Below are 15,632 nucleotides of genomic sequence, written 5' to 3'. Positions count from 1 at the left end.
ATGATGTCTATATTCTCCCATAATGGAACCGCATGACCAACTACAGCCTGCGTGCTCGCATGATGATTCTGATTCTGGCGCCAACCGTCCTGATAGGGCTGTTGCTCAGTGTTTTCTTTGTCGCTCACCGTTATAACGACCTGCAACGTCAGCTGGAGGACGCCGGCACCAGCATTATTGAGCCGCTGGCGGTCTCCAGCGAATATGGCATGAATCTGCAAAACCGCGAATCCATCGGCCAGTTGATCAGCGTTCTGCATCGTCGCCACTCGGAGATCGTGCGGGCCATCTCGGTGTACGATTCGCATAACCGCCTGTTTGTCACCTCCAATTACCAGCTCAACCCCAGCGACCTGCAGATCCCAAAAGGCGAGGCGTTTCCCCGTCGTCTCAGCGTCATCCGCGACGGCGACATGATGATCCTGCGCACGCCGATCGTCTCGGAAAGTTATTCGCCGGATGAATCCCCCGAATCCGATGCCAAAATGCCGGGCAATATGCTGGGCTACGTCGCGCTGGAGCTGGATCTGAAATCGGTCCGCCTGCAGCAGTACAAAGAGATTTTCATCTCCAGCGTGATGATGCTGTTCTGCATCGGCATTGCGCTGATCTTCGGCTGGCGCCTGATGCGCGACGTCACCGGCCCTATCCGCAATATGGTCAATACCGTCGACCGCATCCGCCGTGGGCAGCTGGACAGTCGGGTCGAGGGCTTTATGCTCGGCGAGCTGGATATGCTGAAAAACGGCATCAACTCGATGGCCATGTCGCTGGCGGCGTACCATGAGGAGATGCAGCACAACGTCGACCAGGCCACCTCCGATCTGCGGGAAACCCTTGAGCAGATGGAGATTCAGAACGTCGAACTGGACCTGGCGAAAAAGCGCGCCCAGGAGGCGGCGCGCATTAAGTCTGAATTCCTGGCCAATATGTCCCACGAACTGCGCACCCCGCTCAATGGGGTGATCGGCTTTACCCGCCTGACGCTGAAAACCGATCTCAACGCCACGCAGCGCGACCACCTGACCACCATCGAACGCTCGGCCAATAATCTGCTGGCGATCATCAACGACGTGCTCGACTTTTCCAAGCTGGAGGCGGGGAAACTCATCCTGGAGAGTATTCCGTTCCTGCTGCGCACCTCGCTTGATGAGGTGGTCACCCTGCTGGCGCATTCCGCGCATGATAAGGGGCTGGAGCTGACGCTGAACATTAAGAACAACGTGCCGGATAACGTCATCGGCGACCCGCTGCGTCTGCAGCAGATTGTGACCAACCTCGTGGGCAACGCCATCAAATTTACCGAGCACGGTAATATCGACGTGCTGGTGGAGCAGCGGGCCATCAGTAATTCGCGGGTGCAGATCGAAATTCAGATCCACGATACCGGCATTGGCATCCCCGAGCGCGATCAGTCCCGGCTGTTCCAGGCCTTCCGTCAGGCCGATGCCAGTATTTCACGCCGCCACGGCGGCACCGGGCTCGGGCTGGTGATCACCCAGCGTCTGGTCAAGGAGATGGGCGGCGATATCTCGTTTCACAGTCAGCCGAACCGCGGCTCCACCTTCTGGTTCCATATCAACCTCGATCTCAACCCGAACGCCATCCCGGATATGCTGAATACCGACGGGCTGGCGGGCAAGCGTCTGGCCTATGTGGAAGCCAACGCGACGGCGGCGCAGTGCACGCTGGAGATGCTGGCCGCCACGCCGCTGGAGGTGATCTACAGCCCCACCTTCTCCTCGCTGGCGGAAGCCCAGTACGACATTCTGCTGGTCGGTATCCCGGTCTCAATGCGCGATTTGTCACCACACCGGGAAAAATTAGCCAAAGCCTGCGCGATGTCAGACAACGTACTGCTGGCTCTGCCGTGTCATGCCCAGGTTAGCGCCGAAGCCCTGAAACGCGATGGCGTCGCCGCCTGCCTGTTGAAACCGCTCACCACCACCCGTTTACTGCCAGCGCTGGTGGCCACCAATCATGCGACAGCCTCCGCGCCGTTGACGCAGGCCGACAGCCATAAGCTGCCGATGACCGTGATGGCCGTCGACGACAACCCGGCAAACCTGAAGCTCATTGGCGCCCTGCTGGATGACCTTGTGCAGCAGGTGATCCTCTGCGACAGCGGCCAGCAGGCGGTGGACAAGGCCAAGCAACTGCAGATGAATCTGATCCTGATGGATATTCAGATGCCGGATATGGACGGCATCCGCGCTTGTGAGCTTATCCATCATCTGCCGCATCACCAGCTAACGCCGGTTATCGCCGTCACCGCACACGCCCTGGAGGGCCAGCGCGAGAAGCTCCTGAGCGCCGGCATGAACGACTATCTGGCGAAGCCGATCGAAGAAGAGAAACTGCACGCCCTGCTGCTGCGCTATCAGCCCGGAGTACACAGCATCGCCCCGGCGGCGATACCGCCCACAGAGCCGGTAATCGACCATAACCAGACGCTCGACTGGCAGCTGGCGCTGCGCCAGGCGGCGATGAAGCCAGATCTGGCGAGGGAGATGCTGCAGATGCTGATCGCTTTTATGCCGGAGGTACGTAACAAAGTGGAAGAGCAACTGGTTGGCGAGCAGCCGGAAGGGCTGGTGGATCTGATCCACAAACTGCATGGCAGCTGCAGCTACAGCGGCGTGCCGCGGCTGAAAAAGCTGTGCCACACCCTGGAGAGCCAGCTGCGCGCAGGCACCGCCGCCGAGGATCTGGAGCCGGAGCTGCTTGAGCTGTTAGATGAGATGGACAATGTGGCGCGCGAAGCGTGCCGGATGGGGGTGTAAACCCCGGATAGCGGCGCTATGCGCCTCATCCGGGCTACGCCCTACGGTCCGGTATTCGGTTGGTAGCCCCGGTAAGCGTAAGCGCCACCGGGGATGGTTCCCGGATCGCGGTGCTACGCACCTTATCCGGGCTACAAATACCACTGCGCCAGCCGGGATCCCTCAATTACAGCTTACCGCCCATCTGCAAAACCGCGGCGACGTTTCGCGCCGTCATCCGCAGATTGGCGGCGGCATTGGCCAGCGCTTCATCCAGAGTGCAGATGGTGTACAACACGCTGAATACCGCATCCAGCCCGTGCTGATGCACGACGCCGACATCGGCGGTCAGGCTGCCGGCAATCCCGATCACCGGTACGTTAAATCGCTTCGCCACCCGGGCCACCCCCACCGGCACCTTACCGTGGATAGTCTGACTGTCGATACGCCCTTCGCCGGTGATCACTAAATCAGCATCCGCCACCCGCTCCGCCAGCTGCAGCGCATCGGTGACAATCTCAATGCCCGGGCGCAGCTGAGCGCCGCAAAACGCATACAGCGCCGCGCCCATCCCGCCCGCCGCGCCGCCGCCTTCCAGGCTCAGCACGTCGCAATCTAAATCACGGGCGATGATCCGGGCATAGTGCCGCAGGCCGCCGTCAAGCCGGTCAATCATTTGCGCCGTCGCCCCTTTTTGCGGGCCGAATACCGCGCTGGCGCCCTGCGGGCCGGTCAACGGGTTGGTAACGTCGCAGGCCACTTCAATCCGACAATCTGCCAGCCGTGGATCCAGCTCGCTAAGATCGATGCGCGCCAGCGTCTCCAGCGCACCGCCCCCTGGCGCGATCTGCTGACCGTCGGCGGTCAGCAGTTTCGCCCCCAGCGCCTGCGCCATGCCGGCGCCGCCGTCATTGGTCGCGCTGCCGCCAATGCCAATAATGATCTGCCGCACACCAGCGTCCAGCGCATGGCGGATGAGCTCCCCGGTGCCCCAGGAGGTGGTCAGCAGCGGGTTACGCTGCGCCGGGGGAACGCTTTCCAGCCCGCTGGCCGCCGCCATTTCGATAAAGGCGCACTGGCGATCGCCGGACAGCCCATAAAATGCCTCTACCGGCTCCCCCAGCGGCCCGGTCACCGTCAGCGGAACCTGATGCCCGCCGGTCGCCGCCACCATGGCTTCCACCGTCCCTTCCCCGCCGTCGGCAACCGGCAGCCTGACATATTCCGCGTCAGGATAAATCTCGCGAAAGCCTTGCTCTATCGCACTGGCTACTTCCAGCGCGCTCAGGCTCTCCTTCCAGGAATCCGGTGCGATCACTATTTTCATCTGCAGTCCTTACTCTGAGCTAACCCTTGTGGCTATCGCGCAATGCCGGCCCCCGCAGAGGCCGGCGGCCTTTTAGCGCACCATGCATGGACGCTTGTTGTCAAAGGTCCAGCCCGGGATCAGGTACTGCATCGCCATCGCATCGTCGCGGGCGCCAAGGCCATGTTTCTTATATAGCTCATTTGCCTGCATTACGCGGTCCATATCCAGCTCAACCCCCAGACCCGGCGTGCTCGGCACCTGCACCATTCCGCCTTTAATTTCAAATGGTTGTTTGGTCAGACGCTGATTGCCCTCCTGCCAGATCCAGTGGGTATCGATAGCGGTGATCTTGCCCGGCGCCGCAGCCGCAACGTGGGTGAACATCGCCAGCGACACGTCGAAGTGGTTATTAGAGTGCGAACCCCATGTCAGGCCAAACTCATGGCACATCTGCGCCACGCGAACCGATCCCTGCATGGTCCAGAAGTGCGGGTCCGCCAGCGGGATATCCACCGACTGCAGGGAGAGCGTATGGCCCATCTGCCGCCAGTCGGTAGCGATCATATTGGTGGCGGTCGGCAGGCCCGTCGCGCGACGGAACTCCGCCATCACTTCGCGGCCGGAGAAGCCCTGCTCAGCGCCGCACGGATCCTCCGCATAGGCCAGTACTCCCTTCAGCTGCTTGCCAATCTGAATCGCTTCTTCAAGCAGCCAGGCGCCGTTCGGATCGAGGGTCACGCGGGCATTCGGGAAGCGCTTCGCCAGGGCGCTGATCGCTTCGGCCTCTTCAAAACCGGCCAGCACGCCGCCCTTCAGCTTAAAGTCGTTGAAGCCATATTTTTCATACGCCGCTTCCGCGAGGCGGACCACCGCATCCGGCGTCATCGCCTCTTCATGGCGCAGGCGATACCACTCGCATTGTTCATCCGGCTGGCTCTGATAGGCCAGCGGCGTGGCGTGGCGGTTACCGATAAAGAACAGGTAGCCCAGCATTTCAACTTCGCTGCGCTGTTGTCCATCGCCGAGCAGCGAGGCGACGTTGACCCCAAGGTGCTGACCCAGCAGGTCCAGCAGCGCCGCTTCGATTCCGGTCACCACGTGAATGGTGGTGCGCAGGTCAAAGGTCTGCAGGCCGCGGCCGCCGGCGTCACGGTCGGCGAACTGATTGCGCACCGCACCGAGCACGTTTTTATACTCGCCCAGCGTTTTGCCCACCACCAGCGGAATGGCATCCTCCAGAGTCTGGCGAATTTTTTCGCCCCCCGGAATTTCACCGACGCCTGTATGGCCGGCGTTATCTTTGATAATCACGATATTGCGGGTGAAGTACGGAGCGTGGGCCCCGCTCAGATTCATCAGCATACTGTCATGGCCGGCAACCGGGATCACCTGCATGGTGGTGACAACGGGCGTGGAAGAGAAAGTCGTCATAGCATCATCCTTTTGTAATTAGTGGCGGCCGAAAACGGGACGTTTGCGGTCGAATGTCCAGCCGGGGATCAGGTACTGCATCGGGCCCGCGTCGTTGCGTGCGCCGCCCGGCAGCGCTTTATAGGCCTCATGGGCTTTGCGCACCTGCTCCCAGTCAAGTTCCACGCCGAGTCCCGGCGCGTCTGGCACGGCAATCTTGCCGTTAATAATCTGCAACGGATTTTTGGTCAGGCGCGCCTCGCCTTCCTGCCAGATCCAGTGGGTGTCGATGGCGGTGGGCTGACCCGGCGCCGCGGCGCCGACGTGGGTAAACATCGCCAGGGAAATATCAAAATGGTTGTTGGAATGGCAGCCCCAGGTCAGCCCCCATTCGTCGCACAGCTGCGCCACTCGTACCGCGCCGGAGAGCGTCCAGAAGTGCGGGTCCGCCAGCGGAATATCGACGGCGTTGAGCATCACCGCATGACCCATCTCGCGCCAGTTAGTGGCGATCATATTGGTGGCGACCGGTAGCCCAGTGGCGCGGCGGAACTCGGCCATCACCTCCCGGCCGGAAAAACCCTGCTCGGCGCCGCACGGATCTTCGGCGTAGGTCAGAACATCCTGCAGCCCTTTGCACAGGGCGATCGCCTCATCCAGCAGCCAGGCGCCGTTAGGATCGACGGTGATGCGCGCGTCCGGAAAGCGCTTTTTCAGCGCCCGGGCGGTGTCAATTTCCTGCTCGCCGGGCAGCACGCCGCCCTTCAGCTTAAAGTCTTTGAAACCGTAGCGATCCTGAGCGGCTTCCGCCAGGCGCACCACCGCTTCGCTGCTCAACGCCTGCTGGTGGCGCAGGCGATACCATTCGTGATCGCCCGGCGTATGGTCCAGATAACCAAGGTCGGTTTTCTGCCGATCGCCGATATAGAACAGGTAGCCCAGCACGGTGACGGCATCACGCTGCTTGCCCGGCCCCAGCAGCTCGCAGACCGGCACATTGAGCACTTTGCCGAGCAGATCGAGCAGCGCGGCCTCCAGCGCCGCTACCGCGTTGACTTTCAGTTCAAAGGTCCACGCCCCTTTGCCAAAGGTGTCGAAATCCGCCGCCTGATTGCCTTTGTGTACCTGCTGCACCACGCGATTCAGCCTGGCGACCTCCTGACCTACCACCTGCGGGATCGCCGCCAGCAGCGTCTGGTAGATAACCTCACCGCCAGGGGCTTCGCCCACGCCGGTGTTGCCGGCGTTATCGGTCAACACCACGATATTGCGGGTAAACCAGGCGTTATGCGCCCCACCGATGTTCAGCAGCATGCTGTCGTGTCCGGCCACCGGAATGACCTTCATCTCTGTAATAATCGGGCTGGATTGGGTAGTCATGATTAACGTCCCGCTACAGGTTTCAGTTCAATACGTTTGATGTCGCCCACCAGCACCAGGTAGCTCAGCACTGCCACCAGGGCATGGATGCCGACGTAAACCAGCGCCCCGTTGAACGAGCCGGTGGTGCCGACGATATAGCCGATAGCGATCGGGGTGACGATACCGGAGATATTGCCGAACATGTTGAACAGGCCGCCGGAAAGACCGCTAATCTCTTTCGGCGCGGTATCCGCCATCACCGCCCAGCCAAGCGCGCCGATCCCTTTGCCGAAGAAGGCCATCGCCATAAAGCCAATCACCATCCACTCCACGTTGACATAGTTACACATCAGCATGGTCATGGAGAGCAGCATCCCCAGTACTATCGGCGTTTTGCGGGCAATGTTCAGCGAGCCGGTGCGACGCATTAACCAGTCAGAGATCACCCCGCCCAGCACCCCGCCGACGAACCCGCACACCGCCGGAACGGAGGCGACAAACCCCGCTTTGAGGATCGACATGCCGCGCGCCTGCACCAGGTAAACCGGGAACCAGGTAATAAAGAAATAGGTCAGGGCGTTAATGCAGTACTGACCGATATAGATGCCGATCATCATCCGCGATCCGATCAGCTGCTTGATTTGGCCCATTTTGACGCTGAACGGCACCTTCTGCGCGCTGCTCTTTTGATCCATGTTGATCAGGGCGCCGCCTTCGGCGATATATTCCAGTTCCTTCTTGTTTACTCCCGGATGGTTGTTCGGATCGTGGATCACTTTCAGCCAGACAAAGCTAATCACAATCCCCAGGCCGCCCATAAAGAAGAAGACGTGCGACCAGCCCACCTCATGCGTCAGCCAGCCCATGATCGGCGCGAAGATAACGGTGGCAAAGTACTGAGCGGAGTTGAAGATCGCCACCGCCGTGCCGCGCTCCTGCGCCGGGAACCAGGCGGCCACGATACGGCTGTTACCCGGGAACGACGGCGATTCGGCCAGGCCAACGAGGAAACGCAGGGTAAACAGCGCGACGATAATGCCAAAGCCGCTGAAGATGTCGACGAAGCCCTGCAGCAGGGTAAACATCGACCAGATGAAGATCGACCAGAAATAGACGCGCTTCGAACCGAAGCGGTCGAGCAGCCAGCCGCCCGGGATCTGGCCGATGACATAAGCCCATGAGAACGCGGAGAAGACATACCCCATCCCCACCGGATCCAGGCCGATATCTTTGGCCATTTCCGAACCGGCGATCGACAGCGTCGCCCGGTCGCCATAGTTAAAAGAGGTGACGATAAACAGCATCACCACTATCCAGTAGCGGGCATTGGTGCGCTTTTCAGCCGCCGTCGCCGCCTGACTTAATGAACTCATTGTTGTACTCCTGAATCATAGCGTTTAGCTACGTTCATTCTGAACAGCACAACCTGTAGGGTAATCAGAATGACGTGGTCGTGTTTTGATAGTTGTCGTTATATCTGGCACTGCATTTGTCACTGGCTGGAGCAGTATATGAAGAGGCACACCGCGGCTCACCGTGCATCTACACAGCTTTTACGCCGCTATTGCAGGTGGTTTATGGCGTATGCCTGAAAGAATGGGGGGAAGTTCACGGAAATGAAAAACCAGCGCCGCGGGTGGTCAAAAGGGCAGCAAAAAGAGCCGGAGTGTGAAATACCTCTCTTGACGCGGTGAAACTGGCTAGCTTAACCCATGATATTGCTAAGGATATTGTGCATTTGCCTGAAGGCGTGCGGCCCGAAAAGGGCTACACTTTTGCTGTCCGCGTATCTGGCCGCGACAGCTTGAAAGGGCGCCCTCTGCGTAGGGAGAGGGCAGCGCTTTTATTCTAGCAGGGTAGCCCACTGCTCAACCCATGGATTAGAGACGCTCTCCGGCTCCGGATCTTCGCTGGCGTCAATCTTCAGCATCTCGCCGATGCGCTTCGCGCCCTGCTCCTGCAGTAGCTGATCGAACTTCAGGCCGCCGCCGCAAAAGTTGGCGTAGGTGCTGTCGCCCAGCGCGATAATGCCGTAACGCAGGTGAGGTTGATACATATCTTTGATGCCCTCATACAGCGGGACGATGCTGTCCGGCAGATCGCCCTGCCCGGTGGTGGAGGTGACCACCAGCACATACTTCCCCGTATAGGATTCCCAGTCGTTGACCTGCGGATCCTCATACACGGTAGCCTTGTGTCCCAGTCCGCTGAGGATCGCTTCTGCTTCTTCCGCAACCAGCAGCGAGTTGCCGTACATGGTGCCGACAAAAATTCCGACTTCCGCCATGCTATTATCTCCCAGGATTGTCCTTATTCTCTTCATCCTGACCGCAGTCGTCGGCAAACTCAACCCTTTCATTTAGCGGGAGAAGCCCGCGCCAGCCAAACTGCGACAGCGCACGCATCCAGACGTCGTCAAAACCGGCGCGCAGGGTCAGCGGCTCACCGGTAAAGGGATGAGTTAACGACAGTTCGCTGGCGTGCAGCATCAGGCGGTGGCAGCCGAAATGCTCCGCGGCGCTGCGGTTTTGCCGCAGATCGCCGTGCTTGCTGTCGCCGAGGATCGGATGACGCAGGTGGGCCAGATGGCGGCGCAGCTGGTGCTTGCGGCCGGTTTTCGGCTCCAGTTCCACCAGCCCGTAGCGCGTGGTGGGATAACGCCCGGTAGCGACCGGCATCTCTACCGTCGCCAGACCACGATAATGGGTCACCGCCGGCTGCGGGCCTTTATCTTCGCGGGCGAACTTATCGGCGATTTTATCCAGCTCTTCCACCAGCGGATAATCGAGCAGCGCCTCTTCCATCAGCCAGCCGCGGACGATCGCATGGTAGCGCTTCTGGATCTGATGCTGCTCGAACTGCTGCGCCAGCAGCCGACCCGCCTCGCTTGACAGCCCCATGAGCAGGACGCCGGAGGTGGGCCGGTCGAGGCGATGGGCGGTAAAAACGTGCTGACCGATCTGGTCGCGCACGGTCTGCATCACCACCACTTTCTCATCGCGATCGAGCCAGCTGCGGTGCACCAGCCAGCCCGACGGTTTGTTGACCGCCACCAGCCAGTCGTCCTGGTAGATTATCTCCAGCATCAGGCCTGCTCACCGGCAAACAGCGCGTCCAGCAGCAGCAGCTCCGCCAGCATGGATTCGCGAACCGGGTGGGCTTGATCCAGCGCCATTTCGTAATACGGCGCAACGGCGAAATTTTGCGGCAGCGGCTGGCCGCTCTCCAGCAGCTGATGCATACGCGGGATCAGGACCCACTGCAGCCACTCCAGCGGCTCCAGGGTATCCAGGCAAAACGGCTTATCGCTGGCGAAGGCGCTGCTGTCCGGCGCCGTCTCCTGCCAGTGTTCTGTTTCGCGCAGCAGGGCTTCAATGGCGCGCAGGCGATCGCGCACGCTATCGTGAAGAGTCATGGGGGAAACCTCGATGAGTTAAAAACCGGGCGCAGGATAGCAAATCCGCAGGAGAAATAAAAAAAGGGAGCACTGTATAAACAGTGCTCCCGGTTCGTTTTGCAGCATTCCCGCTACATTGGTGCTCCCTGCTCGTCCTTGAAAACTTTTCCTGAGGTCTCCTGACCATGTTCATCCATAAACTCGTGCATCCTGCTTTCACACCACCCCGATGTGAAATGACTTATCCTTAAGTTTGTCCCGATCTTCCTGATCCACCGTTCATCCTGAGCGGCTCTCATTCTCCATCCTGGAGGTGTCCATTACGCGATCCTGCGTTATCCTTGCTTCATCCTGAAGCCTGTCCTTGCAACGCCATCCTGGCGGGTCCTGCAGAAGCGCCATCATCCTGATGTTCGCTTCATTTCGCGACTTCCTGTCGACAGACATAGGATCACTGATTCTGCCTCTTCTTACAACCCTTCTTGAGACAATCTCTTAAGATTAGTCCCCACTCAAAAGGACGAAAAAATTAAGATCTAATTTAATACCAATAACTTAACAAAAAAAGATTGGATTAAATTTGCCTTAAATGATGATGATCTCTTACAGGTTTTGTAAGAGATCTCTCACAAATGACCAGGCAGACTGGATTACAGCACCGGCTCAAGCTGGTTGAGGAAACCCGCAAGCGAGGGGGAAAGGGTGAGGCGTTTGGCGGTGCCGAGGGTCTCTTTGACGACTTCACCGCTGAGATTACAGACGGAAATGACATCCAGTTCACTCTCGAGGGTAGCGATGAACAGCGTCGGCGCCAGCTTCAGCCGCTTCTGCACCACCAGGTGCCCGATGAGGTTTTCCTGCACCCGCTGGAAATCCTCTTCACTCCAGGTCTGCAGCAGCGTTAGCGTTTCGCCGGCGAACCGGCCGGTCATATCGCCGGCAAACTGAGTGGTATAATAAGAATGAAGCGGCTGTTGTACCACAATATCCAGGGCGCGTTCAACCGCACTGATATTTTGCGCCAGCGAAAACGGCTGCGGCTGCCAGAAAACGGCCTCGTCCTGGGTGTCGACGACGCAAGGCGACGGAACGCCGTAAAGCTCTTCACTGCGCGGCAGGCTGTGGCGCTGCTGCTGCCAGGCGGCGCAATAACGTTGGGTAAAAGCATGCAGCGCTTCTGCGGTCTGATGGTCCACCGGTTTCTCTCTTCACGTTAGACAGGATACACTGGGGTAATAGTGTACCCGCTTTACTATGGTGAAACATGTCTTCTTACGATAATCATCAGGCGCTGGCCGGCCTGACGCTCGGTAAATCAACCGATTACCGCGATACCTATGACGCCTCGCTGCTGCAGGGCGTTCCGCGCAGCCTTAACCGCGACCCGCTTGGCCTGCATGCCGACAACCTGCCGTTTCACGGCGCCGATATCTGGACGCTCTACGAACTCTCCTGGCTGAACGGCAAAGGCCTGCCGCAGGTGGCCGTCGGCAACGTCGAACTGCCCGACACCACCGTCAATCTGGTGGAATCAAAAAGCTTTAAGCTCTATCTCAACAGCTTCAACCAGACGCGTTTCGCCAGCTGGCAGGAGGTTGAAGAGACGCTGACCCGCGATCTGAGCGCCTGCGCGCAGGGCGAGGTCAAGGTGTCGCTGTACCGTCTGGATGAACTGGAAGGCCAGCCGATTGCCCACCTGCACGGCGCCTGCATCGACGATCAGGATATCGAGATCGATAACTATCAGTTCAGCGCCGACTACCTGCAGGGCGCCGCCAGCGGCAAAATCGTGGAAGAGACGCTGGTCAGCCATCTGCTGAAGTCCAACTGCCTGATCACCCACCAGCCGGACTGGGGCTCGGTGCAGATCCAGTATCGTGGGGCGAAAATCGACCGCGAGCAGCTCCTGCGCTATCTGGTTTCTTTTCGCCACCATAACGAATTCCATGAGCAGTGCGTCGAGCGCATCTTTAACGATATTCTCCGTTTCTGCCAGCCGGAATCGCTTTCCGTTTACGCCCGCTATACTCGACGCGGTGGTCTGGATATCAACCCCTGGCGCAGCAACGGCGACTTTTCCCCTGCCACCGGCCGCCTCGCCCGACAATAATAAACATTTTCACAATTTGCGTGCGTTTAGGCGCGCGCAAGGTTGTGAAAACGCCGCTCGCAGGGCTATTGTAATCACAGGAAGACCATAAGCGTCCTGTAAGGAGTTCACTTGATTACACATGTTAGCCCGCTTGGTTCAATGGATATGCTGTCGCAGCTGGAAGTGGATATGCTTAAGCGCACCGCCAGCAGCGACCTGTATCAACTGTTTCGCAACTGCTCGCTTGCTGTGCTCAACTCGGGGAGCCTGACCGATAACAGCAAGGAGCTCCTGTCCCGTTTTGAAAATTTCGATATTAACGTGCTACGTCGCGAACGCGGCGTGAAGCTGGAACTGATCAACCCGCCGGAAGACGCCTTCGTTGACGGGCGCATTATTCGTTCCCTGCAGGCCAACCTGTTCGCCGTACTGCGCGACATCCTCTTCGTGTACGGCCAGATCCACAATACCGTTCGCTTCCCGAACCTCGATCTCGAAAGTTCGGTCCATATCACCAACCTGGTGTTCTCGATCCTGCGCAACGCCCGCGCGCTACACGTCGGCGAAGCGCCGAACATGATCGTCTGCTGGGGCGGCCACTCGATCAACGAAAACGAATATCTCTACGCCCGCCGCGTCGGTACGCAGCTGGGACTGCGGGAACTGAATATCTGCACCGGCTGCGGGCCTGGCGCGATGGAAGCGCCGATGAAAGGCGCCGCCGTCGGCCACGCGCAGCAGCGCTACAAAGACAGCCGCTTTATCGGCATGACCGAACCGTCCATTATCGCCGCAGAACCGCCAAACCCGCTGGTCAATGAACTGATCATCATGCCGGACATCGAAAAGCGTCTGGAGGCCTTCGTGCGCATCGCCCACGGGATCATCATCTTCCCGGGCGGCGTCGGCACCGCCGAAGAACTGCTCTACCTGCTGGGTATTCTGATGCATCCGGATAACAAAGCGCAGGTGCTGCCGCTGATCCTCACCGGACCGAAAGAGAGCGCTGACTACTTCCGCGTGCTGGACGAATTTATCACCCATACCCTGGGCGAATCCGCCCGTCGCCACTACCGGATCATCATCGACGACCCGGCGGAAGTGGCGCGGCAGATGAAAAAAGCGATGCCGCTGGTGAAAGAGAGCCGTCGCGAGACCGACGACGCCTACAGCTTCAACTGGTCGATTCGTATCTCGCCGGACCTGCAGATGCCGTTTGATCCGACCCATGAAAACATGGCCAACCTCAAACTCTCCCCGGACCAGCCGGTGGAAGTGCTGGCCGCCGACCTGCGCCGCGCCTTCTCCGGCATTGTCGCAGGTAACGTCAAAGAGGTGGGCATCCAGGCCATCGAGCAGTACGGTCCATACAAGCTGCACGGCGACCCGGAGATGATGCGCCGCATGGACGATCTGCTGCAGGGCTTCGTCGCCCAGCACCGCATGAAGCTTCCTGGCGGTACCGCCTATATTCCCTGCTACGAAATCATCGCCTGATTTCCGTCCCGCCGGGGCAGCGCCTGTTGCCCCGGCGGGCACGCTTTCTCTGACTTCCAAAACGCGCCAAAAACCTTTCTGTGACTAATCAAACACCTGAATTGTTTTTACATAGCCAATCGTTTGCGTTAGTAAAAACTGCGACAATTATCACTGCAAAAAATGGTTTTAAGCGCAAAAACGTCGACCACTTCTCTTTTTTACAGTAAATCCCTCGTTATTACGCCGCCCCGCTTTTATCTCATATGCTGCAAATGGTAGCCTGCGCGCCACAAATCGCTGGCTGATCACCAGAAACAGGCTGTTGGACTAAAAATACGCACATTGAAAGTGGATTATTGCATTTGAGATCGCGATCACTGATGCATAAACCATATAAATGTATCTTTCCGGCCCAATTATTACGGAGAAAATTTCTAAAAAAACCGTAATTAAACGAATTTCGTGTTACGCAATTGTATTTGTTCATTAGATTTTGTTGATTCCTCCAGGAGATACAGATGGAAACCACTCAAACCAGCACCATCGTTTCGGGCGAAACCCGCAGCGGATGGCGTAAAACCGACACCATGTGGATGCTGGGCCTGTACGGTACAGCGATCGGCGCGGGCGTCTTGTTCCTGCCGATCAACGCCGGCGTCGGCGGCATGATCCCCCTGATTATCATGGCGATTCTGGCCTTCCCGATGACCTTCTTCGCCCACCGCGGTATGACCCGCTTCGTGCTCTCCGGCAAAAACCCGGGCGAAGACATTACTGAAGTGGTTGAAGAACACTTCGGCGTAGGCGCAGGTAAGCTGATTACCCTGCTCTACTTCTTCGCTATCTATCCAATCCTGTTGGTCTACAGCGTGGCGATCACCAATACCGTCGAAAGCTTCATGGCGCACCAGCTGCACATGACGCCGCCGCCGCGCGCTATTCTGTCGCTGATCCTGATCGTCGGCATGATGACTATCGTGCGTTTCGGTGAGCAGATGATTGTAAAAGCGATGAGCGTGCTGGTGTTCCCGTTCGTTATCGCCCTGATGGTGTTGGCGCTGTACCTGATCCCGCAGTGGAACGGCGCGGCGCTGGAGACCCTCTCCCTGAGCGGCGCCTCCGTCACCGGCAACGGCCTGCTGATGACCCTGTGGCTGGCGATCCCGGTAATGGTCTTCTCTTTCAACCACTCGCCGATCATCTCCTCCTTCGCGGTTGCCAAGCGTGAAGAGTACGGCGAAGGCGCCGAGAAAAAATGCTCCAGCATCCTGGCTCGCGCCCACATCATGATGGTGCTGACCGTGATGTTCTTCGTCTTCAGCTGCGTCCTGAGCCTCTCTCCGGCAGACCTGGCGGCGGCGAAAGAGCAGAACATCTCGATTCTGTCTTACCTGGCGAACCACTTTAACGCGCCAATCATTGCCTGGATGGCGCCGATCATCGCGATGATCGCCATCACCAAATCCTTCCTCGGCCACTACCTTGGCGCCCGCGAAGGCTTTAACGGCATGGTGATTAAGTCCCTGCGCGGTAAAGGCAAATCGATCGAAATCAACAAACTGAACAAGCTGACCGCGCTGTTCATGCTGGTTACCACCTGGATTGTAGCGACGCTGAACCCGAGCATCCTCGGCATGATCGAGACCCTGGGCGGCCCGATTATCGCGATGATCCTGTTCCTGATGCCGATGTACGCGATTCAGAAAGTGCCGGCGATGCGTAAATACAGCGGCCACGTTAGCAACGTCTTCGTGGTGATTATGGGTCTGATTGCCATCTCCGCGATCTTCTACTCGCTGTTCAGCTAATTCAGTCAACACC

The 15,632-nt window shown here is 58.6% G+C and carries 12 protein-coding genes; 4 read left to right on the top strand and 8 right to left on the bottom strand.

What is annotated here, in order from left to right:
* Positions 1-32: 32 nt before the first annotated feature.
* Positions 33-2,783, top strand: coding sequence for a two-component sensor histidine kinase BarA (gene barA / locus ACLH1I_RS13050; RefSeq protein WP_198079861.1), 2,751 nt, complete (start codon positions 33-35; stop codon positions 2,781-2,783).
* A gap of 166 nt (positions 2,784-2,949) precedes the next feature.
* Here barA and ACLH1I_RS13045 read toward each other — a convergent pair whose 3' ends face one another.
* The 8 genes from ACLH1I_RS13045 to syd all read right to left on the bottom strand — a co-directional run bounded on the left by ACLH1I_RS13045 (position 2,950) and on the right by syd (position 11,436).
* The gene (locus ACLH1I_RS13045; RefSeq protein ID WP_004205570.1) at positions 2,950-4,089 is read right to left on the bottom strand and encodes a glycerate kinase; all 1,140 of its coding nucleotides are present in this window, start codon (positions 4,087-4,089) and stop codon (positions 2,950-2,952) included.
* 72 nt (positions 4,090-4,161) lie between these two features.
* A complete protein-coding gene (gene gudD / locus ACLH1I_RS13040; protein WP_004205567.1) occupies positions 4,162-5,502 on the bottom strand; it encodes a glucarate dehydratase in 1,341 nt (446 codons plus the stop codon).
* A gap of 18 nt (positions 5,503-5,520) precedes the next feature.
* Positions 5,521-6,861, bottom strand: coding sequence for an enolase C-terminal domain-like protein (locus ACLH1I_RS13035; protein WP_023319020.1), 1,341 nt, complete (start codon positions 6,859-6,861; stop codon positions 5,521-5,523).
* A 2-nt stretch (positions 6,862-6,863) separates the two neighbouring features.
* Positions 6,864-8,216, bottom strand: a complete 1,353-nt coding sequence (locus tag ACLH1I_RS13030; RefSeq protein ID WP_004205562.1) for an MFS transporter — start codon at positions 8,214-8,216, stop codon at positions 6,864-6,866.
* A 470-nt stretch (positions 8,217-8,686) separates the two neighbouring features.
* The gene (locus tag ACLH1I_RS13025; protein ID WP_004205560.1) at positions 8,687-9,130 is read right to left on the bottom strand and encodes a flavodoxin; all 444 of its coding nucleotides are present in this window, start codon (positions 9,128-9,130) and stop codon (positions 8,687-8,689) included.
* 4 nt (positions 9,131-9,134) lie between these two features.
* Complete coding sequence (truC, locus tag ACLH1I_RS13020; RefSeq protein WP_004205557.1) at positions 9,135-9,929, bottom strand: tRNA pseudouridine(65) synthase TruC; 795 nt, start codon at positions 9,927-9,929, stop codon at positions 9,135-9,137.
* Positions 9,929-10,258, bottom strand: coding sequence for a YqcC family protein (locus tag ACLH1I_RS13015; protein ID WP_002915249.1), 330 nt, complete (start codon positions 10,256-10,258; stop codon positions 9,929-9,931). Before ACLH1I_RS13015 ends, truC begins: the two co-directional genes overlap by 1 nt.
* A 632-nt stretch (positions 10,259-10,890) precedes the next feature.
* Complete coding sequence (syd, locus tag ACLH1I_RS13010) at positions 10,891-11,436, bottom strand: SecY-interacting protein (protein ID WP_004205553.1); 546 nt, start codon at positions 11,434-11,436, stop codon at positions 10,891-10,893.
* A 68-nt stretch (positions 11,437-11,504) separates the two neighbouring features.
* Here syd and queF point away from each other — a divergent pair, with 68 nt between their 5' ends.
* From queF to ACLH1I_RS12995, 3 genes are all read left to right on the top strand, one after another.
* The gene (gene queF, locus ACLH1I_RS13005) at positions 11,505-12,350 is read left to right on the top strand and encodes an NADPH-dependent 7-cyano-7-deazaguanine reductase QueF (protein WP_151629051.1); all 846 of its coding nucleotides are present in this window, start codon (positions 11,505-11,507) and stop codon (positions 12,348-12,350) included.
* 111 nt (positions 12,351-12,461) lie between these two features.
* Complete coding sequence (gene ppnN / locus ACLH1I_RS13000; protein WP_004205551.1) at positions 12,462-13,829, top strand: nucleotide 5'-monophosphate nucleosidase PpnN; 1,368 nt, start codon at positions 12,462-12,464, stop codon at positions 13,827-13,829.
* Between the two features lie 500 nt (positions 13,830-14,329).
* Positions 14,330-15,619, top strand: coding sequence for an HAAAP family serine/threonine permease (locus ACLH1I_RS12995; protein ID WP_004205549.1), 1,290 nt, complete (start codon positions 14,330-14,332; stop codon positions 15,617-15,619).
* Positions 15,620-15,632 lie beyond the last annotated feature (13 nt).

Origin of the sequence: Klebsiella sp. 1SOBk10mer, from assembly GCF_046602535.1 — a bacterium.
Lineage (GTDB): Bacteria > Pseudomonadota > Gammaproteobacteria > Enterobacterales > Enterobacteriaceae > Klebsiella > Klebsiella quasipneumoniae.
This window is presented reverse-complemented; position numbering and strand designations above follow the sequence as displayed.